The organism is Brachybacterium sp. p3-SID957 (genome assembly GCF_025144775.1).
Classification (GTDB): Bacteria; Actinomycetota; Actinomycetes; order Actinomycetales; family Dermabacteraceae; genus Brachybacterium; species Brachybacterium epidermidis.
In genome coordinates, this window is sequence record NZ_JALXKT010000019.1 from 20,128 (window position 1) to 45,852 (window position 25,725).

A 25,725-nucleotide genomic window follows, 5' to 3' on the forward strand; every position below is an offset into this window, starting at 1 on the left:
CTCCTCGCCGGGCTCGTGATCATGGCCGACTGGATCGCTTCCGGTGCCGATCTCTTCCCCATGTCGTCCATCGGCATGGCGTGCTGGGATCTGGACGCACAGGCGGCCCGGGTGCGCGAAGGTGTCCGGGCCGCAGAGCTCACGGCTCCTTGGGCGCCCCAGCGCGCTCCCGTGTCCACCACGGACGATCCCGCCGCTCTGATGCGGCAGCGGTTCTCCTGGAACTCGGAGCGCACACCACGACCGGTCCAGGCCGCCGTGCTTTCCCTGTGCGAGCACATCGATCAGCCGTCGATGCTCATCGTGGAAGCACCCACAGGAGAGGGCAAGACGGAGGCCGCGCTTGTCGCGGCCGAACGCCTCGCACACGTCTCAGGTGCGGGAGGAGCCGTGTTCGCGGCTCCCACCATGTCAACGGCCAATGGGTTGTTCGATCGCGTCAGTGAATGGGCTGCCAGATCGACGGAGGTCGGCGAGGTCAGCTCGATGTACCTGGCTCACTCCAAGAATCGGCTCAACAAGAGCTTCGAACGATTGCGCCGCTTCCACGGGATCGGTTCCGACGAACGCTCCGATCACGGGGATGTGCTGGCGACGGTATGGCTGTCGGGGCGGAAGAAAGGGCTCCTCTCGAACTTCACCGTGGCCACCGTGGACCAGGTCCTGCTCATGGCCCTGCAGGGAAAGCACTCGATGCTTCGTCACCTGGCCCTGGCCGGCAAAGTCGTGATCATCGACGAGGTCCACGCTTACGACACCTACATGTCGCGCTACCTGCATCGTGCGCTCCGCTGGCTCGGCCACTACGGGGCTTCCGTGGTCCTGCTGTCGGCCACCCTGCCGCGATCGCAGAAGGAGGAGCTGATCGAGGCATACCAACCACTTCGACGCAGGCGACGAGGGAGTCCCCGTGCCGCTGACTCCGTGTCGATCGGTCACTGCGCGTATGAGGACCGGACGGGGACCGCACAGTCGCCGCATGCCGCCTATCCGTTGATCACACTGGTCACCCGCGAGCAGGTGCGGGAAGTGGCCGTGACGCCTCGAGCGGATGATCTCGATGCCACGGTCGCGATCATCGACGACGGAGTCGATGAACTGTCCGACCGGCTCTCCGGACTGCTGTCCGACGGTGGATGCGCCCTGGTGCTGTGCAACACCGTGGCTCGCGCGCAACAAGCGTTCCTCCACCTGGATGAGGTGATGCCGGGAGAGGTTGAGCTGCACCATGCAGCCTTCACAGCCAGGGATCGCTCCGAGAAGGAGGTCAGACTGCTCCAGCGCTTGGGACCGGCCGCGCGCCGCGGGGAGGGCCGTCCCGAGCGGTTGATCGTGGTGGCGACCCAGGTCGCGGAGCAGAGCCTCGATATCGACGTCGATCTGCTGGTGACCGACATCGCCCCGGCGGATCTCCTGGTCCAACGCATCGGGAGGCTCCACCGCCACGTGCGGCCCGACTCGGATCGCCCCATCGGCCTCCATGAGCCCCGGGTACTCATTCGAGGGGTCCTCGCAACGGATCCCTCACCCGAGTTCGACAGCGGTGCCACAGCGATCTACGACGAACGACTGCTGGTCTCCACCCTGGCGCTGGTACTGCAGGACATGGTCCCGCGCGGATTTCACCGTCCCAGCGATGTGCCGCATCTCGTGCAGACGGCATACGGGGAAGCCCCGTCCATACCCGAGAGCTGGTCCGGGACGTGGGAACAGGCCGTCCTCTCCAGCGAAGCCGCGCACGCCCGCGCACGCGCACGCTCGCAGACGTTCATGTTCCCGGAACCCACCACAGCGGAGTCGCTCCAGGACCTCTTTAGGGCACGGGACCACGACGATGCCACCGACCAGGGTGAAGCTGCAGGGCTCGCCCAGGTGCGAGATTCCGATCCATCCGTCGAGGTCATTCCCATCGTCACCGACGATGTGGGCTATCACGTTCTGCCCTGGCTACCAGGTGCCGAGAGTCAGCTGTTCACCGATGCGCCGCCTCCGGGCGGGATCGCCCGCGTCCTGGCCGAATCCACCGTGCGGCTGCCCGGCAGGCTGACTCGGAGCCCGCGTGGCTTCGATGATGTCGTCGGGCACCTGGAATCGGTCGTCCCGGGGGGCTGGCAGGCGTCCCCGTTGCTCAAGGGGCAACTCGCTCTGCCTCTCGATCAGGACCTGGGCGTGGAGCTCGGGGGCCGCACTCTGCGCTACTCCCCCACCCTCGGCCTCGTGGACGAAGGCTCACGTGTCAGTACCCCCTCCTACTGTCAGAAGCAGCAACCGCCCAACGTGAAGGAGCCGTGATGGTCACTCCATCCTCGTTCTGCCTGTTGGACTCCCCATGGATCTCCTGCACTGTCGCCCCTGGCGGGGACGCCGAGCTCGTGTCTCTGCGCCAGATCTTCGACGGCAGCTGTCCGCTCCTCGCTGTCCGTGGCGATTCCCCCACCCAGGACTACGCAGTGCTCCGCCTCATCCTGGCGATCTATTGGCGAGCCCACGCCATCGCCGCTGCGGAGGGCGGCACCGGAGTGCGGAAGTGGAGGCGGAAGAGCTGGTCCGAGGCCACTTCCGGAGCTCCGGACGAGATCGTCCTCGACTACCTCAGCGAATGCGCTGATCGGTTCGACCTTCTCCATCCCGAGGCACCTTTCATGCAGGTCTGCGATCTCGAGACGGCGAAGGGAAACCGCCAAGAAGTCAGGCGGATCATCTTCGAGGCGGAGGGGGACTACTTCACCACGCGCTCGCACGAAGGCCGCTCCCACCTCTCCTTGGCGGAAGCAGCACGGTGGCTCGTCCACATCCACGCCTACGACTACTCGGGGATCAAGTCCGGCGCGATCGGTGACCCCCGGGTCAAAGGTGGCCGCGGCTACCCGATCGGTACCGGATGGGCGGGCAGCACTGGCGGCACCGTCGTGCTCGGGGCCAACCTTCGTCAGACTTTGGTGCTGAACACGGCGCCCCTCGTCTTCGCGCGGGTCGAGGATGATCTGCCCGTCTGGGAGCGCCCGCCGGACAGCGCCGCGCAACGGCCGCACCCGACCCCCACCGGTCCCGTCGATCTTGCGACCTGGCAGGCGCGGCGGGTCCGCCTGTTCATGGACGGCGGTGTGGTGCGAGAGGTGCTGGTCAGCAACGGCGACCAGATCCCTGATGCCGGCGCCAACGTGCTGGACGACCCGATGACGCCGTACCGCTTCTCCCGCAACAAGTCGAAACGTGATCGGGACGTGTACTTCGCCCGCCCCTACGACGTGCAGCGCACCATGTGGAGGTCCCTGGAACCGTTGCTGGCCCTCGAGGGAGACCTGCCTGTCCCCAAGGGTGAGAAGCCCTCACGGCGGCCAGCGAACCTCGATGCACTGGCAGAGCTGTCCGAGGACGGCATCGACCTGAGCATGGTGGATCTTCGCCTGATTTCGACGGAGTACGGACCCCAGCAGTCCTCGGCGGGACCGACCATCGACGCGCGCATCGGATTCCCTCGCGCGCTCCTGTCCACCGAGAACAGCGTGACGCGGCGGTATGCGCTCACCAGTGCTCGCGCAACTGTGGATGCCGCGATCTCCCTGGGGCGGTTCGCCGGACGGCTCCTCCAAGCTGCTGGTGGGGAGTACGCATTCCGCCCGTCGCCCACCGACGGGCTGCTGTCCCGTCTGGAGCCAGGCTTCCAGGAATACCTCCGTGACCTTGCTGTGGCGGACGCCGAACGCGCCAGCGCAGCCTGGCAGAGGACGGTTCGCGATGCGGTACTCGTCGACGCCCGCGAACTCCTCCAGGGGGCCGGCCCACGGGCGCTGATCGGCAGGACCATCGTGATCAATGGACAGGAGAAGGAAACCTCTGCCGCACTCATCTTCGACCAGCTGAAGAACGACCTCAGACGCGACCTACGACTGATCGACCCCGCCCAGCACACCCAGAAGGAGCCGCACCATGGCAGCTGAGACGGTACTTGAGCCGCCCCCTGCATCACGATCTGCACTGCTGTCCTCGGTCACCACAACAGTGGAACGCCTCCAGCGCGATGCTCTGGGGCTCGGCACGGACAGAGCACGTCAGCATGCCCGAACCACGCTCTCCCACCTGCGCCGCAGTGTGGGCAACAAGCCGGAGCAGGACCCGCTCGTCTGGCAGAAGGTCATCGACCTGCTCACCCCCGAGATGCCCGAGCAGCTGTTCGGGACCGGTGAGAGCCCCTCCCCCAGTGAGGCAGCTGCCTTCGATGCACTCTGCCTGTTCGCGCTGCACCTGCAGGGTGCCAACGCCCCCGCCCACAGGCGCGGCCGCAGCTTCGGGACTGCGGTGGGAATCCTTGCCGGGACCCGCGAGTCGAAGTCCATCAGGCCACGGATGGACGCCCTGCTCGCTTCGCGCGACCATCCCAGCCGTATGCAGCACGCGCGCTCCCTGATCACGCTGCTCAAGGGCACCGCCCCGATCCCCCTCGATTACGGTCTGTTCGCACTGGACCTGCGAAAGCTCGCTGGCCCCGATCCGGACGGTGTGCTGCTGCGATGGGGGCGCGACGTCGTGACCGGGCCCGCTCGCGAGAAGCGAAGGGACGACCCTCAGAACAGTCCCACCTCCGACGAATCCACCCAGAACTGACCTCCCCTCACCGAAGGAGTTCGACATGTCCCTCACCATCGACATCCACGCCCTGCAGACGCTGCCCCCCAGCAACGTGAACCGCGACGACACCGGTGCGCCCAAGAGCGCGATCTACGGCGGTGTGCCTCGCCAGCGCGTGTCATCCCAGTCCTGGAAGCGCGCTATGCGCCAAGCATTCGAGAGGGAGCTGGGGCAGGAGGAGGTCGGGTACCGAACCAAGCGCGTCGCCGGCCTCGTCACCGAGCGTGTTCGCTCGCTCACCAAGGCCGCAGGGCAGGAATGGGAGGAGGAGAAGGCCGCAGCTGCGGCGAGATCCCTGTTCACCACCGCTGGGTTCTCCCTGTCTGTCCCCAAGAGCAAGGACGGGGAAGCGGAGCGCGCCGCTGAGACGGGCTATCTCATGTTCCTGAGCGACCGTCAGATCCAGGCTGCGGCCCAGCATGTCATAGACAGTGACGGCCAGAAGCTGGAGAGGAAGAAGGTCAAGGAGCTGCTGGACACCAGTCATTCGATCGACATCGCGATGTTCGGTCGCATGGTCGCCGACGATGCGTCGTACAACGTCGATGCATCTGTCCAGGTGGCACATGCGATCGGCATCCACGCCTCTGCTCCGGAGTTCGACTACTTCACCGCTGTGGACGACGTTGTCGAGGACGCTGAGGAAACCGGCGCCGGAATGATCGGCACCGTGCAGATGATGAGCAGCACCCTGTACCGGTACGCCACGATCGACGTGGAGAGCCTGGTGGCGAACCTCGGTGATGAGCAGGCGGCTCATGCCGCGATCTCGGCTTTCCTACGTGCCTTCATCACCTCGATCCCCAGTGGCAAGCAGAACACCTTCGCCGCCAACACCCTGCCGGAGCTCGTCTACGTCACAGTGCGCGACGGACGATCCGTCTCCCTCGTGAACGCCTTCGAGGTGGCGATCACCTCGGAGGACGGCTCCGGCCGCCGTCGGGAGGGAGCCGAGAAGCTCGCCGCTGAGGAGCGGAACATCCGGGACGCGTACGGCCTCACTCCCTTGGCCGCCTTCGTGCTCGGGCTGGGGGATCTCACGGCGCCGTTCGACGGGCTCGCCGAGAGGGTCTCGCTCCCCGATCTGGTGGAGAAGGTCTCCGGTGCCGTCACGTCGGCAGGTGATCGGCGGTGAATCACACCCTGCTGCTGCGGCTGAAGGGTCCTATGCAGTCCTGGGGGGATTCCAGCCGCTTCAATCTCCGCGCAACGTCGGCGACACCGACGAAGTCCGGCGTGATCGGACTGGTGGCGGCGGCGCAGGGCAGGCCCCGCAGCGCTCGGATCGATGATCTCGCAGCACTGCAGTTCGCGGTCCGCGTCGATCAACCCGGAACGCTCCTGCACGACTACCAAACAGCGGAGCGCTGGCAGACCGGCGGCCGAACTGCTCTGGTGAGCCGTTACTACCTAGCCGATGCTGTCTTCATCGCCGCTGTCAGCTCCGAGGACGAGCACGTCCTCGAGACGATGGAGGAGGCCCTGAGGTCCCCCCGCTTCCCCCTGTTCCTGGGCCGCCGATCATGCCCAGCGAACGTGGACCTCGTGATCGGGATCGTCGAGGGTGACGCCGAGACCGCCCTGCGCGCGCTCCCTTGGCAGGCCTCCGGCACCCACCGCGCGACGAGGTCGCGACAGGTCTCACTCCCCATCTTCCGCGATGCCAAGGATGGGGAGCCCGGTGTCGAGCAGCGCGACGTCCCGATCTCCTTCGATCAGCAGCACCGACAGTACGGTTGGCGCACGGTGGTCGCGGCGGAGCCCCTGATGCTCGACAACCCCGATGGCCGGGTGGACGATCCGTTCTTCGAGGCGGTGGTCTCGGCATGAGCACACTGTCGCGGATCCCGATCAACCCCCAGCTCCGCCAAGGGCGTCGCATGCTCACGAACGCCCAGGTCATGCACGCAGCCGTGCTCAGCTGCTTCCCTCCGGACATCTCCACGGACACCGCGCGTGTCCTCTGGCGGATCGACCAGGCCGAGAATGCGTTCACCCTGTACATCACGGGCCCGGAGGCTCCTGACCTGCGGGTCATCGTCGAGCAGGCCGGGTGGTCGACCAGGCCGGGGCAGACGACGGACTATCGCCCGTTCCTCGACCGGATCACAGCCGGCCAGGAGTGGCGGTTCCGTCTGAGCGCCAACCCTGTGAAGAGCATTCCCGGTGCTGCGGGGAGCAGAGGGAGAGTCGTCCCCCATGTCACTCGTGCTCAGCAGGCCGAATGGCTCACGCAGCGCTCCGGGAAGCACGGCTTCGAGATCCTCCCGCAGCCGGAGGAGAACGCAGAAGCACAGATCACCGTCACCCGAACTGAGGATCTGCGTTTCGAACGCGCAGGCGCCACCCGCCCCGTATCGATTCGCCGCGCCCAGTTCGACGGCGGCCTTCGCGTCACCGATGCGGAGCTTCTGCGGCGCGCCCTTCAGCAGGGAATCGGCAGATCCCGTGCCTACGGCTGCGGTCTGCTGACCCTGGCTCCGTTCACGCAGTGAGCACGGTCTGATGTCACCCCGCGGCACACCGCCTCCGGAGCGCCTGGACCTCGTCCGCGCAGAAGACCGGATGAGCTTCCTGTACGTGGAGCGAACTGTCATCCACCGTGACGGCAATGCGCTGACCCTCACGGATGAGCGCGGGGTCATCCATGTGCCGGCATCTGCTCTGGGTGCGCTGATGCTGGGCCCGGGCACACGGATCACCCACGCGGCCATGGGCGTTGCAGGTGACGCCGGAGTGAGCATCACGTGGGTGGGCGAGCATGGAACCCGGTACTACGCCCATGGTCGGCCACTGGCCAAGTCCTCGCGGAACGCTGAAGCGCAAGCGAGGATCGTGAGCAACCAGCGGTTGCGTCTACGCACAGCCCGTGCGATGTACTCCATGCGCTTCCCGGGTGAGGACGTATCGGTGATGTCCATGTCCCAGTTGCGCGGCCGCGAAGGTGCCCGTATGAAGCGTCTCTACGCGGCGGAGGCTGAACGAACGGGTGTGCCCTGGAAGAAGCGCTCTTACGCCCCCGATGACTTCGACAGCGGCGACGACATCAACCGGGCGCTCACGTCATCGCATGCAGCACTGTACGGGGTGGTCCACGCAGTGATCGTCTCACTGGGGTTCGTGCCATCACTCGGAGTGGTGCACAACGGCACGGACCGGTCCCTCGTGTACGACATCGCCGATCTCTACAAGGCAGAGGTCAGCATTCCTGCGGCGTTTGATTCCGTCGCTTCGGGAGCCGATGACGTCGTTGCAGAAGCCCGACGCGCAGTACGTGATCGTGTGGTGAGATGCAGGCTGCTGCCCCGAGCTGTCAGGGATATACATGTGCTGTTCGATGTCGAGCCCGATCCTGACTTCACAGAGGCCGACTTGCTGCTGTGGAGTGAGCTGGAAGCGGTCCCGTCCGGCTCCAACTGGGCCGATGCGTGGTGACCAGCAGTGATGACCCTCGTGCTGACAGCAGCTCCGCCAGGGCTTCGAGGTGACCTCACCAAGTGGCTGACGGAGATCAGCCCGGGGGTGTTCGTGGGTAACCCGGGAGCACGGGTCCGTGACCGCCTTTGGGCCCGCACCGTTCAGTTGTGCCGCGATGGTCGGGCGATACTCGTCTACAGCTCGGACAACGAGCAGGGGCTGGAGTTCCGGGTCCATAATCACGACTGGCAACCGGTTGACCTCGACGGCATCACCTTGATGCTCCGACCCTCTGCACCGACGACGTCGACGGCGCGGACGACCTGGAGCACTGCTCGTGCGAATCGCCGCTCCCGTCGACCAGGCTGGGCAGCCGGCGGTGGTGGCTCAACCCGTCAGTGACGTTCCAGTTGCTCCTGATTACGCCCTTGCAGTGATAACGTCCCTGCTCAGCAAGAGTGCTCCCCGCAGGCGCGGGGATGAGCCCAGGGGAACAGGGGAACAGGGGAACAGGGGAACGTGCTCCCCGCAGGCGCGGGGATGAGCCGCCGGGGAGCTGCGGGACCTGCTCGCAGACATCGTGCTCCCCGCAGGCGCGGGGATGAGCCCGCGGAAGCGGACATGATCGCCCGCCTGATCCCGTGCTCCCCGCAGGCGCGGGGATGAGCCCCGGCGCAGTGCCGCACAGCAGAGGAGAACAGCGTGCTCCCCGCAGGCGCGGGGATGAGCCCCGGCGCGGCCAGGCGATCCTGGCGATCATGGGGTGCTCCCCGCAGGCGCGGGGATGAGCCCTGCTGGGGACCAGAGGGGACCACCGCACGGATGTGCTCCCCGCAGGCGCGGGGATGAGCCCGCGCAGGTCAGCACCATCGGTCACCAGTGAAAGTGCTCCCCGCAGGCGCGGGGATGAGCCGCATCAGGGTCTCCTATCGTCTGCGGGCGGCACGTGCTCCCCGCAGGCGCGGGGATGAGCCCGAAGCGGGAAGTGGATTCTGCTGGCGGGCATCGTGCTCCCCGCAGGCGCGGGGATGAGCCCTCGCTCGCGACGTACGCGGCGATCTGGGGGGTGTGCTCCCCGCAGGCGCGGGGATGAGCCCCGCTCATCCTGCTGCTCTTGCCTGCTGCTGTTGTGCTCCCCGCAGGCGCGGGGATGAGCCATCTGGGGCTGCGCATCATCGTCGCGCTGTGGCGTGCTCCCCGCAGGCGCGGGGATGAGCCCGAGCAGGCCGGTCTGATGCTGGCCAACAGCGAGTGCTCCCCGCAGGCGCGGGGATGAGCCCTCAGCGGCTCCCTCGAGGACGTGTTCAACAGCGTGCTCCCCGCAGGCGCGGGGATGAGCCGTTCTCCCCCTGATCCGGGGTCCCAACCGGCTGGTGCTCCCCGCAGGCGCGGGGATGAGCCCCCCCACCCGGTCAGGTGAGGGTTCAGGGGGTTGTGCTCCCCGCAGGCGCGGGGATGAGCCCCGAGTGCGGGTTTTCCCCACCCATGCCGAGGCGTGCTCCCCGCAGGCGCGGGGATGAGCCCGGGGGAGGGCGCGCCGGGAACTACGTGCTGCCGTGCTCCCCGCAGGCGCGGGGATGAGCCCCCACCGGACAGGCCGCTGGTATCCGGGGCTGCGTGCTCCCCGCAGGCGCGGGGATGAGCCCCACCACGGAATCGCCAGCATCACTCCGGACGGGTGCTCCCCGCAGGCGCGGGGATGAGCCCAGCTCAACATGGGCGGAGCGCCCTATGAGTGCGTGCTCCCCGCAGGCGCGGGGATGAGCCCAGGCGGACAGTCGTGCGGATGACGTCGCGCTGGTGCTCCCCGCAGGCGCGGGGATGAGCCCGGACCGGCGTACCGACGGGGTGGGCGGCGTTGGTGCTCCCCGCAGGCGCGGGGATGAGCCCGGACCCGCGGCCGCTACGACCCCACCAACCTGGTGCTCCCCGCAGGCGCGGGGATGAGCCGGGCGGATCATCGTACCCGCCCTGCTGGTCGGTGTGCTCCCCGCAGGCGCGGGGATGAGCCCGCGAGCGCGACCCTGGCGCGCGGCTACCCGGTGTGCTCCCCGCAGGCGCGGGGATGAGCCCGCCGGTTGATCATCGGGGCGTGCGGGCCGCCAGTGCTCCCCGCAGGCGCGGGGATGAGCCCCCGCCTGCGCTGATGGGGACCACGCGGCGGTTGTGCTCCCCGCAGGCGCGGGGATGAGCCGAACGTGGTGAGCCCCATGTTCTCAGCTATCGGGTGCTCCCCGCAGGCGCGGGGATGAGCCCCCGTGTGCGGGCGTCGTACCCGTGGCCCCGGTGTGCTCCCCGCAGGCGCGGGGATGAGCCCAGGGCGGGCATATCGCGAGTGGAGTGCCGACGGTGCTCCCCGCAGGCGCGGGGATGAGCCGACGGTGACAAGACGTGGACCACCGCGGTCCGGGTGCTCCCCGCAGGCGCGGGGATGAGCCCGGATCGACCGGATCGAGCGGCAGATCGCCGTGGTGCTCCCCGCAGGCGCGGGGATGAGCCCGCCGTGCACGTCACCCCGATGGTCCCGGCAGCGTGCTCCCCGCAGGCGCGGGGATGAGCCCCGGCCCAGGAGCGACGAACACCCCAAACACCCGTGCTCCCCGCAGGCGCGGGGATGAGCCCAACGCTCCCGCGAACGCGGCCACGGATCGTGCGTGCTCCCCGCAGGCGCGGGGATGAGCCCATGTTCGCCCTCCGCGTGGAGGTCGAGCTGGGGTGCTCCCCGCAGGCGCGGGGATGAGCCGCCGTCGATGATGAGGGTGCTGGTACTGTCGTCGTGCTCCCCGCAGGCGCGGGGATGAGCCCCCGAGTCGCGGGCCACGAACGCAGCCCGCCTCGTGCTCCCCGCAGGCGCGGGGATGAGCCCGCGTATGTGCGTCAGCGCGGCATTCATCGTCTGTGCTCCCCGCAGGCGCGGGGATGAGCCCATCCGAAGTGAGGCGGTAGCCGTACATACTGCGTGCTCCCCGCAGGCGCGGGGATGAGCCGGCCCACCGACCCGAGATGGACATCCTCACCGAGTGCTCCCCGCAGGCGCGGGGATGAGCCCTCGCGCAGGACGTACAGGTGGGTCTCATCGGCGTGCTCCCCGCAGGCGCGGGGATGAGCCCGAGTACGCGGGTTCGATTCCCGTCATCCGCTCGTGCTCCCCGCAGGCGCGGGGATGAGCCGGTATCTACGCGATCCCCGAGCACCTCGCTGACGTGCTCCCCGCAGGCGCGGGGATGAGCCGGCCGAGGCGCGCATACAGGCCGTGAGGGACGTGTGCTCCCCGCAGGCGCGGGGATGAGCCCGAGTTGCCCTCCTCGTAGCCGTAGACGACCTCGTGCTCCCCGCAGGCGCGGGGATGAGCCCCCCCTTCGCTACGCCCACGCCCTCACCTACGTGTGCTCCCCGCAGGCGCGGGGATGAGCCGCGGCAGTAGACCGCTGGCCCCACCCTGCGAAAGTGCTCCCCGCAGGCGCGGGGATGAGCCCGCCGACCACTACCGGCACCAGCTGATGGAGGTGGTGCTCCCCGCAGGCGCGGGGATGAGCCCACACTGAGGGTCGGGAAGTAGACGCGGACCGGGTGCTCCCCGCAGGCGCGGGGATGAGCCCGACTCGACGTCGGTCTGGGATGAGGTCGTGGGGTGCTCCCCGCAGGCGCGGGGATGAGCCCGCGGTGATAGCTATTGCTCGGGCACTGTTGACGTGCTCCCCGCAGGCGCGGGGATGAGCCGAAAACCCCCGGGATGGCCGGGGGTTAGGGGTGGTGCTCCCCGCAGGCGCGGGGATGAGCCCGACTCGACGTCGGTCTGGGATGAGGTCGTGGGGTGCTCCCCGCAGGCGCGGGGATGAGCCGAAAACCCCCGGGATGGCCGGGGGTTAGGGGTGGTGCTCCCCGCAGGCGCGGGGATGAGCCCCGGTACTGGGTGTTGAGGTCCGCCATGGCGGTGGTGCTCCCCGCAGGCGCGGGGATGAGCCGGGCTGGACGGTGCGGGAGATCGCTCGGCGCATGTGCTCCCCGCAGGCGCGGGGATGAGCCCAAGCTGTTCGCCGAGCTCCGCAACCACGGCGTGTGCTCCCCGCAGGCGCGGGGATGAGCCGCAGGTGTGTGCTGACGCGCAGGTCGCCGCTGAGTGCTCCCCGCAGGCGCGGGGATGAGCCCGGGTCAGAGCCCCCACGTCGCGCTGAGCGCCCGTGCTCCCCGCAGGCGCGGGGATGAGCCGCACGCTCGCACTCATCGCGGGCGTGCTCGCTGGTGCTCCCCGCAGGCGCGGGGATGAGCCGAACATCGCGACCTCGGCAGGCTGCGCCTTCTCGTGCTCCCCGCAGGCGCGGGGATGAGCCGGGGATTCCTGCGCGGACGTGCGGGCCAGGGCAGTGCTCCCCGCAGGCGCGGGGATGAGCCCGTCGGCAGGGCGGTCCGGCACATCCTCCAGGTGTGCTCCCCGCAGGCGCGGGGATGAGCCATCACCCAGCTCGGGCGGAGTGCGGGCGATGCCGTGCTCCCCGCAGGCGCGGGGATGAGCCCAGTGTGCCCGGGTGGAGGCGGTTGGGTGCGTGGGTGCTCCCCGCAGGCGCGGGGATGAGCCGTAGAGCCCGCCACGCCTACGGGGGAGGGGGAAGTGCTCCCCGCAGGCGCGGGGATGAGCCCCGAGGGAAGCGGTCGTGGACGGGGGCAACCTGGGTGCTCCCCGCAGGCGCGGGGATGAGCCCACGAGGTGTCCGGCACGGGCGAGCATCGCGATGTGCTCCCCGCAGGCGCGGGGATGAGCCGGACCCGACGGGCAGTGCTGCTGTCGGGAACGTGTGCTCCCCGCAGGCGCGGGGATGAGCCCCCGGTCTTGCCGTGCAGCCGGACGTCGACCGTGTGCTCCCCGCAGGCGCGGGGATGAGCCCACCCCCGCTCCGACCCCGGAGCCCACCCCGACGTGCTCCCCGCAGGCGCGGGGATGAGCCCTGCACGATCTCGCGGGGCGTCGAGAGGGTGATGTGCTCCCCGCAGGCGCGGGGATGAGCCGTAGAGCGCTCCGGGCTTGCGGGGGAGGGGGAAGTGCTCCCCGCAGGCGCGGGGATGAGCCCGGATGTCACGGATCAGCGCGGCCACGGTCTCGGTGCTCCCCGCAGGCGCGGGGATGAGCCCAGGCCGGGCGGCTTCCTCGGCGGCCATGGCTCGGTGCTCCCCGCAGGCGCGGGGATGAGCCGAGGGCGGCGGTGCTTGCGTGGGTGGATCGGATGTGCTCCCCGCAGGCGCGGGGATGAGCCCACCTGGACGCCGGTCCCGGACACGCCTCCGGGGTGCTCCCCGCAGGCGCGGGGATGAGCCAGGAACACTCGTCGGACTCACGCACTCACGCACTCACGCACTCACGCACTCACGCTCAGCGTCGACGGCCCGCGCGCGGAGCGGCGCACGTGGATCTGCTCGGCGATGCGGTTCTTCATCTCACCGACGTGGGAGACGACGCCGATGGTGCGGCCGTGCTCGGCCAGGCGGTTGATCTCGGCGATCACGCGGTCCAGGGCCTCGGGGTCGAGGCTGCCGAAGCCCTCGTCGATGAACAGGGTGTCCATCTGCACGCCACCGGCCTCCGCGGTGACCAGTTCTGCCAGGCCCAGGGCAAGCGCGAGGGACACGAAGAACGTCTCCCCACCGGAGAGGGTCTCGGGGCGGCGGGCCTCATCGGTGCGATGGTCGATCACCAGCAGGTCCAGGCCCGTCTTGCGGGCGCCGCGCTTGCCGGTGTCCCGCACCAGTTCCAGGGTGGATTCGGAGAACTGGGCCAGGCGCACGTTGGCGGCGTCAATGACCTCCTCGAAGCGGCGCATCAGCACGTAGGTGGACAGCTGGATGCGGTCACCGTCCGAGGAGCGGCCGGTGGCGAGATCTGCCACGCGCACCACGGCGCCGGCCTTCTCCCCCACTGCCCGGACCTGCGAGATCGCGGCGTCCAGGCGGCTGCGGGCACCGGCGGTGGCTTGGGCGGTGGCGGTGCAGCGGCCGGACTCCTGATCGGCGGTGGCCGTGGCGGCCTGGGCCGAGACAACGGCCTCCCGGGTGGTCTCGACCAGCGTTGCTGCGGCCGTGCGGGCCTCGTCGGAGGGATCGGCCTCGGCCACGCCCTCCTCCCGCATACCGTCGGCGAGGCGGGACTGGTCGGTGGCACGACGGGTCAGCAGCGCCTCCAGTTCCCTGCGGTCCCCCTCCGGCAACACGGCTGCGCGTACGGCCTGCTCGTTCTCGAAGGGCCCCAGCTCGACCTCTGCGGCGAGCTCCTGGGCGCGGGCTGCGGCCTGGTCCACCGCCACCAGCGCCTCCCGCAGCGCCCGGCCGGCGCGGGCCCGGGCCGTGTGGGCGGTGCGCCGCTCCTGCACGGATCCGGCCTCACCGCGGGCCTGCACGACCCTGGCCTCGTCCTCTTCGACGGCGGTGGCCAGGGCGGTCAGGGCACTGGCCTCGCCCTCGATGGCCACGGCCTGCTTCTCCCGGCGGGCGCCGAGGGCGCGTGTTCCCTCGTCGTGCTTCTCCAGCTCCGTGTCGCGCCTGGCGGCCTCGGCCTGCCGGTCGCGGACGGCGCGGAGTGCCTCGGCCGCCTGCTGCTGTGCGGCCCGGGCGGCATCGACCTCGAGCCCGCCTGACTGCTCGCGGGCCTGCTCGTGACGGCTGGTGGCCAGCGTCAGGGCCTCACGGGCGGTTGACGCTACCTGCTCCGCCTGCCGGCGGGCCTCCTCGGCCGCCTCGACCTGCTCGGCACCGACGTGGTCCGCCCCGGCCTCGGCCAGATCGGGGTGTGCGGTCGCGCCGCACACCGGGCATGGATCGCCCTCGGCGAGAGTCATGGCGAGCTCGGCGGCCAGCCCGGCATTGCGGCGGCGACGCAGCTGCGCCTCCTCCTCACCAGCGCGATTGGCAGCCGACTGCGCCTCCTTGGCCGCGGCCCTCGCCGCGGCCACCTGTTCGGCGAGACGGGCGGCGGTGCGGGCCTGCTCCAGCCGGGCGGCGGCCTGATCGGCGGCGGTCTGGGCATCGCCGAGACCCTCCCCGGCGGCGCGGGCAGCATCCCGGGCGGTGACCAGGGCAGCACGCACCTGGGGGCGGGCCTGGATCTGGGTGTCGAGGTCGGCGAGTTCGGTACGGACCTTCTCCAGTGCGGTGCTGCGCTGCCGAAGGTCCTTCTGCCTGCCGGGAAGGTCCTTCTCCAGCTGGACCAGGGCACTGAGCTCACCGGCCCGGGTGGTGGCCTCCTCGACCGCGGCAGCCAGCGCCTCCAGCGCGCCCGGGCCTGCAGCGAGGTCGATCAGCTCGGGGTGGTCCTGACGGTGGCGGGACAGGGCGGCATCCCGTTCCTGCTCCCGGGCCTGGAGGTGGGTGCGAGCCTGGTCGCGTCGGGCGATGGCCCCGGCGATGGGCTGGGCGATGCGGTCGTGGTCCAGGCGGGTGCGAGCGGTGGTGGCGGCCTCCTCCTGGGCGGTGAGGGCGGCGGCCAGCTGGTCGAGGGTGCGGCGGCGGTCTATCCGCTGCAGGCCGGTGGTGGCGGCCTCCGCGGCGCTGCGGGCCTGGCCTTCCTGCGCACGGGCCGATTGGGCTCGGCCTGCGGCTTCCTGGGCGGCGCGGGCCGTGCCCTCGCCGATCTGGTCGGCCTGAGCGGTGAGCTCCTCGAAGCGGTGGGCGCGGGCGTGGCCCTCGAGCTCGGTGCGGGCGTCGTCCTCCTCCAGGCAGGAGGCCTCGATGAAGCGGGCCAGGGCCTGGCCGAGGCCGGCGGTGGCGGCGTCGACCTGCTGGGCGGCCTCGCGGCGCATCTGCTCGAGCTGCTTCTCGATGTCCTCGTAGATCTCGGTGCCGAACACGCGCTGCAGCACGGCCTGCCTGTCGCCGGTGCTGGCGCGCAGGAAGCGAGCGAACTCGTTCTGGGGCAACAGGACCGTCTGCGTGAACTGGGCGCGGGTGAGGCCCACGGCCGCGCCGATCTCGCGGCCCACCTCGTCCAGCCGGGAGGCGATCGGGGTGAGGCCGGCACCTTGGCCGGCGGTGTCGGCGAGCACCTCGTCGATCAGATCGGGGGTGCCGAGGCGCCACAGCAGGGCCTTGGCGTTCTCCTTGATCGTGCCCTCGCCGCGCTTCTTGGGCCGGTGGTACTCGGGCTGGCGCAGCACGCGGTACACGCCGTGGGTGGTCTCGAAGACCAGATCGATGACGCTGGCCGTGGTGGGCTCGGCGAACTGGGAGCGGACGCGCTCCCCGCTAGCACCTTCCCCGGCCACGCTCCCGTACAGGGCGTAGACCACCGCGTCCAGCACGGTGGACTTGCCGGAGCCGGTGGGGCCCTCGAGCAGGAACATGCCGCTGGCACCGAGGGCTGCGAAGTCGATGCTGACCTCGTCGCGGAACGGCCCGATGCCCCTCATGCGCAGGTGATGCAGCTTCATGAGGCCTCCTGCCCGCGGGTGCGCACGGTGCGGTAGGCGTCCTCGAGCACCTGGTGCTCGGCCTCGGTGGGCTCGCCGCCGGTGACGAAGGCGAGGAACTCGTCCATCACCTCCACCGGGTCGGCGTCGCGCCGCACGGTGGGGGTGATGGCGGTGGAGGTGCGGCCGGCGGGCTGGTGCTCGGTGTGCAGCAGGTGCGGGTATCGGGCGCGCAGGCGCTCCAGCAGGTGGGGTGGGCGGGAGGGGTCGGTGACGATGGCCTTCAGCCAGTCCTCGCCGTGCTCGGGGGCGCGCTCGAGGATCTCCTCCAGGGTCCCGCGCAGCTCGGTGAGGCGGCGGGGCACAGGGGTGGCGATGCGCTCCACGCTCACCTGGCCGGGCTCGCCCAGTTCCACCAGCAGCACGGACTTGCGGTGGTTCTTCTCGGAGAAGGAGAAGGCCAACGGGGAGCCGGAGTACCAGGCGGTGGTGCCCACGGTGGCGGAGAGGTCCTGGCAGCCGTGCAGGTGGCCGAGCGCCACGTAGTCCACACCGTCCAGCACCCCGGCGGGAATGCTGTCCACACCGCCCACGGTGAGGTCGCGCTCAGAATCCGAGCTCTGGCCGCCGGTGACGAAGGTGTGGGCCAGCACCACGGACCGCGGGCGGATCGCCCCGGGCTCACCGGCTTCGGTGTGGGTGGTGATGCGGGCGCGCACGCGGTCCATCGCGGCACGGGTGACGGCCTCGTGGCTGCGGGCAAGGGGCTGCTGCCCCTCCCCCGCCAGGGCGGTGCGGGCCATGTCCGGCTCCAGGTAGGGCAGGCCGAAGAACAGCACCTCGCCGTGCTCATCGGGCACTTGCACGGGGTGGTCCAGGCCCGGGACGTCGGCCAGGATGTGCACGCCGGCCCGCATCAGGGCGGAGCCGAAGCCCAGGCGGTCGGCCGAATCGTGGTTGCCGGGGGTGAGCACCACGGTGGCGACCTCCGCCAGGCGCGCCAGGGTGGATCCCAGCAGGCGCACCGACTCCACCGGCGGCACGGCACGGTCGTACACGTCACCGGCGATGACCACCACGTCCACCTGGCGTGCGACCACCAGATCGAGCAGCCAGTCGTGGAACTCCGCCTGGTGGGCGTGCAGGTTCTCCCCGTGCAGGGTGCGCCCCAGGTGCCAGTCCGAGGTGTGCAGGATTCTCATGGGGACCACGCTAGAGCCCGGGGCTGACGAACGACGACAGCAAGCACACAGCGCAGTGCCCGGCAGGAGTACGCGGATCTCGTCTCGTACCTGAACACGTGAGTCGCGCGGTACTGCCCCCTGTGGCAGACCGCTGGGTTGCGGCTGCAGCGCTTGCCCTGGGCGCTCCCCTGCTCTCACGCCACAGGATCTACGCGAACGAACCGGGCTTCGCGCTGCTGTGGACGGCCACCGGCTCGCGAGCGGGGCCACCCAACCGCGCCAGGATCTGCTTGGCCGCCACGTCGGCCCCGGCCAGAAGCGGGGACGGCACCCCGGGTGAGGCGCCGATGGCGCTGCCCGGCTGGGTGCTCCCGGCGGGGATGCCCAGCACCACCACCCCGCGATCGATGCTGCCGTCGGCCGCCACCAGGTTGTGGCCGACCAGCACGCTCTCGTCCACCTCCGCAGCGGTGGCCTCCATGCTGTGGGTGGGGATGCCGTCCACGCTGTGGATGCGGGCCCGGCCGGTGCCGAGCAGTGCCTGCAGCAGCGGATCGGAGGTGGCCGGCACCTGCCCCTTGGACATGCGGGTCTCCAGCAGCACGCGCGCACGGGCCTGCCTGCCGGTGATGGGCGACGTGGCGACGAAGCACTCCTGCTCCTCGTCGACCGCGACGTGGAAACCGGGGCCCAAAAGGTCGATCACCCCGGCCTCGATCAGTGCGAGCATTAGGCGCGCCCTGTGGGCCGGGGGCCCGGAGGCGAGCGCCAGACCGTCGGCGTCGAACCTTCCCAGCACGTCCCGGGCAAGGGACTGCCCGCTGAGCGCACCGGAGGCGGCCAGGCGCTCCACCTGCACGCGCAGCGCGGCCATGGCTGCGTTCACGGCGGCCCGCGGGTGGCGATCCGGATCGGACATCGAGCCCAGCTCGTCCTCGACCAGGCGGGCCACCTGTGCCTGCCACTGCTCGGGGGTGACGGTGCGGCCCGCGGTGGGCCGGTGCAGCTCCCCCACCGTCCAGGACCAGCGCGGATCAGTGATCGCCCAGCTCAGCACCGCATCCACGGCCTCCGTCACGGCCGCACCGCCCGGCTGGGCCGCACTGCGCTGCTGGCCCGCACCGCGCGGCTGGCCCGCACCGCCCGGCTGGCCCGCACCTCCCGGCTGGGCCGCGTCGTCCGTTCCCACCGCATCGAGCGCCGCCGGCCACCCCTCGGCGACCGCTGCGGGCATGTACTGCTCGAGCGCCTCCAGGTACACGCGGGCGAACTCGCGGGCGATCTGCGGCCACACGCGCTGCCGGAAGTCCACGCCCCGCTCCGTCGCAAGGCCCGCGAACCACTCCGGGGTGGCCCACCGCGGGGTGAAGCCGCGGGTGGGCCGGCCTCCGTCGGGCTTGGAGCGGTAGGGCACGCAGCGGCGCGAGCCGACCACCAGGCGCGGCTCACGCCCGCTCGGCAGGTACCGCAGGCGGCCGGTGGGATCGGCGGGAATGGCCTCGACTCGGCCGCCCCAGCCCTCCACCAACTGCCCGATCACATCGAAGAAGTTCGCTCCCAACCCTCTGACCAGCACGTCCTGCCCGGCCGGCAGTCCGGTGAAGCACCGCTCGGCGGGCATGCCCGGCGGCACGTACCGCAGGCCGTGACGGTGGGCGGCCGCGGCGAGCGCGGACTCCTCCGTGCCCGGCACCGCCTGCACCATGCCCTGGGCCAGCACCACCGTGGGCGCGCTCAACCGTCGCCCTCCGGCGAGGACCACCACGCGATGCTCCCCCTCGTGCTCGAGGTCCACGGCGGTGTCCACGATCTTCTCGACCTGCAGCTCACCGCTCGCGGTCGCGGCATCGAGCTGGTCGCGGAAGTACACGCCCTGCAGGCGCCGGGTGGGGAACGAGTCCGGTCCGAGCGCGGTGGCCTCCTGCACCACCCAGTCCCCCACCCGGTGGTGACCGCGCTGGGCGACCGAACGGGCCCAGGCCACCAGGTCGGGACCGGGCGCGGCCGGTCCGCTCATACGGGTGCTGTGATCGGGATGAATCGTGGTGGCGCGGGCCTGGGTGTTGTTGAGGTAGGCGGCGGGCTGGTCGATCAGCCAGGTGGCACCGGGGCCGACGGCCAGGGCATCGACCATGGCCAGTCGCAGCGGGGGCGCAGGACGCTCGGCCGATGGTCCCGCACTCGGCGGTGCCGGGTTCCCTCCTGCCTCGGAGGTGCCCGCAGCCGCCCGCAGGCGCGCGAGGGTGCGCAGCACGGTGGCCACCCCGCGGGGCCCACCGCCCACGATCACCGCGTCGTAGCTGCCGGTGGGGCCCGGGGGCGTCGCCTCGCGGGGGCTCCGTAGGGGACGGTGGCTCATCGGCCGACCAGGACCCGCTGGTTCGCGGTCCCGGCCCGCTGGGTCGCGGTCCCCTCGATCGCGGATCGGGAGCCATCGGTCCCGGCCCCGGCCCCCTGGGTCCCGGCCCCCGCGGTCTCGGACGGGGAGCCGCCGGCCTCGGACGGGGAGCCGTCGAACTTGAGCGTGTCGGGACCTCCCTGCTCCGCCCGCTCGAGCCCGGCGCCGGTGCGGGGTGCAGCAACGCGGGGCGCAGAGCCCGGGGCGGTGACCGCATCGGCAGACGGGGAAGCAGCGGCGCGAAGCGTGGCCGCGCGCGGAGGCGTCAGGGAAGAACGTGGCATATCTACATGTTATGCACACTCAAAGGATCTCTTTGACGTGGCCTGTCATGTGAGTTCACGCTCGTAGGAGGTTCCGGCGTCGTACGCCGTTCCGGCGTCGGCGCCGCTCTGGTCCGCCCGTCGGCTCGCTACCTCCACGCGCGGCGGGCCGAGGCGCTGGCCAGGTCCACCAGCAGCGAGAGCAGCAGCAGCGCGATCACCACGGTGAGCATCCCGGAGTAGTCGAAGGAGGCCCGCTGGGACTCCAGCACGCGGCCCAGTCCGCCTGCGCCGACCACGCCCACCACGACGGTCTCGCGGATCGCGATCTCCCACCGGTACAGGGCATAGGCGGTGAAGCGCCCGGCGACCAGGGGCAGCACCCCGTAGACGAAGGTGGTGATGCGTCCGGCGCCCAGCAGCTGCAGGGACAGGACGGGGCGTCGGTCCATCGTCTCCAGCACCTCGGTGAACAGCCTGCCCAGCACGCCCGCGTTGTACAGTCCCAGGGCCAGTGCGCCGGGCAGGGGGCCCGGCAGCACCACGAACAGCAGCAGCAGTGCCCACACGGGCGGGGAGATCGCGCGGATGGTCAGCAGCAGCATCCGGCACAGTGCGGCCCCGGCCGCCCGGACGGGTCCATCCCCCGCCTGGTGCACGCCCAGGAACGCGGCGACCACGCCGATCCCGCTTCCCACCACGATCGCCAGCACCGACATCTGCACGGTGGCGGCGGCATCACCGAGCAGGTCCGCCCAGGTGGAGGGCAGGCTGGGTGGGATCGCGTCGGCCAGCATCGCACCGGCGCGCTCCCAGGTGCGGGCGCTGACGAGCCGGGCGAGATCCGGTCGCAGGTACAGCAGGGACCCCACCGTCAGCGCCGCCCCCAGCAGCAGGGAGGTGCGCTTCCAGCGGGCGCGGCCCGGGTGGCGCAGGCTCGCGCTCCAGCGGTCGAACAGCCAGCCCAGTGCGATCAGTGCGTAGATGAGGGTCCACATGCGCTCGTAGGCCAGGCCCTGGAACGCGGTGATCAGCTCGAAGCCCAGACCGCCGGCACCGATCATGCCCAGGATCACCGCGGAGCGCAGGGCGCAGTCGAAGCGGTAGAAGCCGTAGGCGAGCAGGTCGCCCCAGATGCGCGGCAGGGTGGCGTACACGAACGCCTGGAGTCTCCCGGCCCCGGCGGTGATCAGGGCGTCGTGGGGGCCGGGCGGGGTCTCGTCGATGATCTCGGCGTACACCTTGGCGGTGATCACGCCGAAGGGGATCGCGAGCGCCAGGATCCCCACCAGCGGGTCCCGGCCCAGGATCACCAGCAGGATGATGCCCCACACGGCTTCGTGGATGCCGCGTGGGATGCCCAGTCCGATGCGGGTGAGCAGCCAGCCCGGTGCCCGGGAACGGGGCCCGCGCACCGGTGCGCCCCTGCCCGGCGCACGCCCGCCGCGCTGCCACCAGGCCTCGCTCATCAGCACCCCGCCCACCAGGCCGATCAGCACCGCCAGCACCGTGCCCAGCAGGGAGAAGGCGATGGTCACCAGGGTGGCGTCAAGGGTGCGGCGCAGAAAGTCGGCGGAGAGATCAGGAGACAGCGCGGCTGCGAAGAAGGACCGCAGGGAGGGCCAGCCGGGCGGGTTCAGCACGGGTTCGCGGCCGATGCCGGAGCCCCACAGCGACCAGGCCACCAGCAGCACCGCGCCGGCCACCCACCAGCGGCCGGGGCGGGAGGAAGCGCGACGGCCAGAGCGGGAGCCGGTGCGGGAGCCGGCGCGGGCATCGGCCTCCGGGCTCATGCCGGCAACCGGTACAGCTCGTCGCGGTGCTGGTCGGTGACCTCTGCGGCGGGCAGGTCGAAGGCGATCCGGCCCTGCCGCAGGCCGATCACGCGGTCGCACATGCCGCGGGCGATGTCGAAGTCGTGCAGGCTCACCAGCAGGGCGCGGTCTCCCTCGCCCACCACGTCGGCGAGCAGGCCCATCACCACGCGGGCACGCTGCGGGTCCAGGCTGGAGATGGGTTCGTCCGCCAGCACCAAAGCGGGATCCTGCACGATGATGCGGGCCAGGGCCACGCGCTGCTGCTCCCCGCCGGAGAGGCGCTCGGTGCGGGTGGCGGCCAGCTCCTCGATGCCCAGGCGGGCCATCGCGGCGTGGGCGGTCTCGACCTCCAGCGGCCGCACCAAGGAGGCCAGGGACCGCCACAGCCCCCAGCGGCCCAGGTGGCCCGCATTGACATTGTGGATCGCAGCCAGCGGCCCGATCAGGTCCAGGCGTTGGTGGACGGTGCCGATCCGGGCGCGCACCGTCCGCACCCGGCGCCGGCTCGCCACCCCCAGGTCGGTGCCGAGCGTGGTGACGGTGCCGCTGCTGGGGGTGATGGAGCCGTTGGCCAGGCCCAGCGCGGTGGACTTGCCGGCGCCGCTGGGTCCCACCAGGGCGACCTTCTGCCCGGGGTCGACGGTGAAGGAGGCATCCAGCACGGTGCGGGCGCCATAGCGGACGGTGACGCCGTCCAGCTGCAGGGCGGGCGGTTCAGCGGCGCTCATCAGCCGATCAGCCCCAGCTCGCGGGCGACCTCCTCGATCTGCTGGTAGTCCTCGGCCTTCGCCGGGATGAAGGACTGCGCGCCGTAGGACTCGACGATCGCACGCCCCTCCTCGGACTCGTGCATGGTGAGCATGGCGTCGGTGAGCTGCTGGGTGAAGCCGTCGCCGAAGCGCGCGTCGGCGTCGCCGCGCAGCAGCCAGTGGTAGTCATGGAACTCGGGCGAGACCAGCACCTCGATGACTTTGTCGGTGTCGATGCTGCCCTCCTCCATGCGGGCCTGCCACACCTGGCTGTTCAGGGCACCTGCCTCGTAGGAGCCGGAGGTGACCAGCTCGATGGTGGAGTCGTGGGAGCCGGAGAAGCCGGGCTCACCGGCCAGGTCGGATTCGGCCACGCCGGCCTGGGACAGGAAGTACGAGGGCATCAGGCGGCCGGAGGTGGAGGTCTCCGAGCCGAAGGTGAAGCGCTTCCCGGCCATCACGGACAGTCCTTCCACGGAGTCCACCGGGTCGATGCCGGCTTCCGCGTTGGCGATGAACACGCTGGTGAAGGAGGGGTCGATGTCGCGCTGGGCGACGATGGTGGCCTCCGGGCTCTGCAGCTGGGCCTGCACCCCGGTGAGGCCGCCGTAGAACACCAGGTCCAGGTCGCCAGCGCCGAACAGGCTCACCGAGGCGGCGTAGTCCGGCACCGGCACGTACTCCACGACGATGTCGAGCACGCTCGCCAGGTGGGCGGCGAAGGCCTCCTCGCGCTCGGTGAGGGCGTCCGGGTCCTGATCGGGGATGGCGCTGATGCGCAGTGGCTGGCCGGAGCCGCCGCCCGCACCTCCCCCATCGGCCGAGCCGTCACCGCTGCCGGTCGAGCAGGACGCGGTGAGCCCCACCCCCGTGACCGCGGCCCCGGTGAGGGCAAGACGGGCTAGGGCGGCACGGCGGGTGAGCATGGTTCTCCTTCGGTGCGGTCGCGTGGCGGCGTCTGCGCTTCGTCGCTTGGTCGACGGAGCCTGCGCGTCTGTGCCTGCGCGACGGCGCGCGGGCCGACGAGTGACCACCGTGACCTGGTTCTCCGGGCGTACCAGGCATCCTATGACGGATTCCGGAACGGGGGCACCGTGTGCGGATCGTGGGGCGCATGCTGGCAGCTCATTGCCGCCAGGCACGAACCGCCCAATGCCGCATCTGGCGACTCAGCCGGATCCTCGAGCGGGTCGACGAGCTGATCGACCGACTCGATCGGCCGGGTCGAAGCGGCGGTCCTGGAGTTTGCGTAACCATCGGTCGACGTCACCGCTGCTGACGTGCACACTGCACGGTCCGTCAGCGTGCTCGTCACCGGCGCGAGGCCAGCACGATTCCTCGGTACGCCACACCGATCGCGACCAGCACCAGGCCGGCCACCAGGGTGCTGCCAGGCAGGGCCGCCACCAGCAGCAGGCAGCCCACCAGGCCCATCACCTGCAGGGCCTTGGGGAACAGGCGGTGCTCTTCGGTCTGGGTGAAGGCGGCGATGTTGGCGACCGCGTAGTACAGCAGCACCCCGAAGGCGGAGGCGGTGATCGCCACCAGCACGTCGGAGGCCAGCAGCACCAGCAGCACCACGACGATCCCCACGGTGATCTCGGCCCGCTGCGGCACCGAGAACCGCGGGTTCACGTGGGCCAGGGGCCGCGGCAGGTCGCCCTCGCGGGCCATGCCCAGCATGGTGCGGGACACCCCGGCCACCAGGGCCAGCAGAGCCCCGGCGGCAGCGGCGGTGGCACCGATGGTGACGATCGCCTTCCACATCGCGCCCGCGCCGATCTGGTCGAGGGCAGCGATGAACGGAGCAGGCCCCCAGCCGTGGGCGCCGGGGGCGGGGCCGACGAGCACCAGCACCAGCGCGAGCAGCATGTACAGGGCGAACACGGCGCCGAGGGCCAGCAGGATCGCGTGGGGGATGGTGCGGCGCGGCGCGGTGACCTCCTCCCCCAGGGTGGCCACGCGGGCGTACCCGGCGAAGGCGAAGAACACCACGGCGGCGGCCTGGGCGACGGCGAGTCCAGCACCGAGCACTCCGCCGGTGCCGGCGCCGAGCACCGCCGCCAGTCCCCCGTCCCACAGGCCTGTGGAGGCATCGGCGAGGGGCCCGGGCACGGGGGCGGCGAAGCCCGCTCCCCCATCGCCGCCGACGACGCCCACCAGCAGCCGCACGGCGGTGACGCCGAGTGCGGTGAGGGCGATCGCGACCAGGATGCGGGCCAGGCCCGCGGTGCGGGTCACGCCCACCAGGTTCACGGCGGTCAGCGCCACCACCACCAGCGCAGCGACGGGCCGCTGGTAGGCCTCGGGCACCAGGTAGGCGGCGACCACCAGGGCCATCGCGGCGCAGGAGGCCGTCTTGCCGATCACGAAGCACCAGCCGGCCAGGAATCCCCACCACTCGCCCAGCTGCTGGCGGCCGAAGAAGTAGGTGCCGCCGGAGGTGGGGTACTGGGCGGCCAGCTGCGCAGTGGAGGTGGCGTTGCCGAAGGCGACCAGTGCCGCCAGGGCCACGGCCAGCAGCACGGCGGGGCCGGCGAGGTCCTGCGCCGCACCGAGGGCCACGAACACGCCGGCACCGATCATCGAGGCCAACCCGATGACCACAGCATCGCCCAGGCCCAGCCGTCGGGCGAGCTCAGCGGGGGCAGGTGAGGAGGTCATGGAGCCTTCTGTCGTGGCGGGGGCGCGGGAGCGGGTGTTCGTCGGGCGGAGCGGACGGGGTGCCGGTGCGCGGATACGAAGGAACGAATCGGGCCCGGGCCGGGCGGGCGCCCGAGGCGGGCGGGCACCCCGGACCGGTCGGGCGCACGAGGCCGGGCGGGCGCCCCGGACCGGTCGGGCGCACGGGGACGGGCGGGCGTGCACCCTGGACCGG

16 protein-coding genes and 1 CRISPR repeat array are annotated in these 25,725 nt (G+C 71.0%); of the genes, 8 read left to right on the forward strand and 8 right to left on the reverse strand.

Going from position 1 to position 25,725, the window contains the following annotated elements; all coding sequences use genetic code 11:
* Positions 1 to 21: 21 nt before the first annotated feature.
* From cas3 to cas2e, 8 genes are read left to right on the forward strand one after another with little or no spacing between them, the layout of a single operon-like run.
* Positions 22 to 2,292, forward strand: a complete 2,271-nt coding sequence (gene cas3, locus M3B01_RS06050; RefSeq protein ID WP_259790256.1) for a CRISPR-associated helicase Cas3' — start codon at positions 22 to 24, stop codon at positions 2,290 to 2,292.
* Positions 2,292 to 3,941, forward strand: coding sequence for a type I-E CRISPR-associated protein Cse1/CasA (gene casA, locus M3B01_RS06055; protein WP_259790257.1), 1,650 nt, complete (start codon positions 2,292 to 2,294; stop codon positions 3,939 to 3,941). The genes cas3 and casA overlap by 1 nt, the downstream gene beginning before the upstream one ends.
* The gene (gene casB, locus M3B01_RS06060; RefSeq protein ID WP_259790259.1) at positions 3,931 to 4,605 is read left to right on the forward strand and encodes a type I-E CRISPR-associated protein Cse2/CasB; all 675 of its coding nucleotides are present in this window, start codon (positions 3,931 to 3,933) and stop codon (positions 4,603 to 4,605) included. The genes casA and casB overlap by 11 nt, the downstream gene beginning before the upstream one ends.
* Before the next feature lie 25 nt (positions 4,606 to 4,630).
* Positions 4,631 to 5,764: a type I-E CRISPR-associated protein Cas7/Cse4/CasC gene (gene cas7e, locus M3B01_RS06065; RefSeq protein ID WP_259790260.1), complete on the forward strand. Its 1,134-nt coding sequence runs from the start codon at positions 4,631 to 4,633 to the stop codon at positions 5,762 to 5,764.
* Positions 5,761 to 6,459, forward strand: coding sequence for a type I-E CRISPR-associated protein Cas5/CasD (cas5e, locus tag M3B01_RS06070; RefSeq protein ID WP_259790262.1), 699 nt, complete (start codon positions 5,761 to 5,763; stop codon positions 6,457 to 6,459). The genes cas7e and cas5e overlap by 4 nt, the downstream gene beginning before the upstream one ends.
* The gene (cas6e, locus tag M3B01_RS06075) at positions 6,456 to 7,124 is read left to right on the forward strand and encodes a type I-E CRISPR-associated protein Cas6/Cse3/CasE (RefSeq protein ID WP_259790263.1); all 669 of its coding nucleotides are present in this window, start codon (positions 6,456 to 6,458) and stop codon (positions 7,122 to 7,124) included. Before cas5e ends, cas6e begins: the two co-directional genes overlap by 4 nt.
* A 10-nt stretch (positions 7,125 to 7,134) precedes the next feature.
* Positions 7,135 to 8,064 (forward strand): type I-E CRISPR-associated endonuclease Cas1e, encoded by a 930-nt coding sequence (cas1e, locus tag M3B01_RS06080; RefSeq protein WP_259790264.1) that lies wholly within the window; start codon positions 7,135 to 7,137, stop codon positions 8,062 to 8,064.
* A 9-nt stretch (positions 8,065 to 8,073) separates the two neighbouring features.
* Positions 8,074 to 8,448: a type I-E CRISPR-associated endoribonuclease Cas2e gene (cas2e, locus tag M3B01_RS06085; protein WP_259790265.1), complete on the forward strand. Its 375-nt coding sequence runs from the start codon at positions 8,074 to 8,076 to the stop codon at positions 8,446 to 8,448.
* 56 nt (positions 8,449 to 8,504) lie between these two features.
* Positions 8,505 to 13,356: a CRISPR direct-repeat array (repeat unit 28 nt; unit sequence GTGCTCCCCGCAGGCGCGGGGATGAGCC).
* Between the two features lie 41 nt (positions 13,357 to 13,397).
* On the opposite strand, the gene M3B01_RS06090 is transcribed toward cas2e, so the two are convergent.
* The 8 genes from M3B01_RS06090 to M3B01_RS06125 all read right to left on the reverse strand — a co-directional run bounded on the left by M3B01_RS06090 (position 13,398) and on the right by M3B01_RS06125 (position 25,511).
* Complete coding sequence (locus tag M3B01_RS06090; RefSeq protein WP_259790266.1) at positions 13,398 to 16,457, reverse strand: SMC family ATPase; 3,060 nt, start codon at positions 16,455 to 16,457, stop codon at positions 13,398 to 13,400.
* The gene (locus M3B01_RS06095) at positions 16,454 to 17,638 is read right to left on the reverse strand and encodes an exonuclease SbcCD subunit D (protein WP_259790267.1); all 1,185 of its coding nucleotides are present in this window, start codon (positions 17,636 to 17,638) and stop codon (positions 16,454 to 16,456) included. Before M3B01_RS06095 ends, M3B01_RS06090 begins: the two co-directional genes overlap by 4 nt.
* A gap of 190 nt (positions 17,639 to 17,828) precedes the next feature.
* Positions 17,829 to 19,979, reverse strand: coding sequence for an FAD/NAD(P)-binding protein (locus tag M3B01_RS06100; protein WP_259790268.1), 2,151 nt, complete (start codon positions 19,977 to 19,979; stop codon positions 17,829 to 17,831).
* Positions 19,976 to 20,302: a hypothetical protein gene (locus M3B01_RS06105; RefSeq protein ID WP_259790269.1), complete on the reverse strand. Its 327-nt coding sequence runs from the start codon at positions 20,300 to 20,302 to the stop codon at positions 19,976 to 19,978. Before M3B01_RS06105 ends, M3B01_RS06100 begins: the two co-directional genes overlap by 4 nt.
* Before the next feature lie 128 nt (positions 20,303 to 20,430).
* Positions 20,431 to 22,074 (reverse strand): ABC transporter permease, encoded by a 1,644-nt coding sequence (locus tag M3B01_RS06110; protein ID WP_259790270.1) that lies wholly within the window; start codon positions 22,072 to 22,074, stop codon positions 20,431 to 20,433.
* A complete protein-coding gene (locus M3B01_RS06115) occupies positions 22,071 to 22,826 on the reverse strand; it encodes a phosphonate ABC transporter ATP-binding protein (RefSeq protein WP_259790271.1) in 756 nt (251 codons plus the stop codon). Before M3B01_RS06115 ends, M3B01_RS06110 begins: the two co-directional genes overlap by 4 nt.
* Positions 22,826 to 23,773, reverse strand: a complete 948-nt coding sequence (locus M3B01_RS06120; RefSeq protein ID WP_259790272.1) for a putative selenate ABC transporter substrate-binding protein — start codon at positions 23,771 to 23,773, stop codon at positions 22,826 to 22,828. Before M3B01_RS06120 ends, M3B01_RS06115 begins: the two co-directional genes overlap by 1 nt.
* Before the next feature lie 385 nt (positions 23,774 to 24,158).
* Positions 24,159 to 25,511, reverse strand: a complete 1,353-nt coding sequence (locus M3B01_RS06125; protein ID WP_259790273.1) for an APC family permease — start codon at positions 25,509 to 25,511, stop codon at positions 24,159 to 24,161.
* Positions 25,512 to 25,725 lie beyond the last annotated feature (214 nt).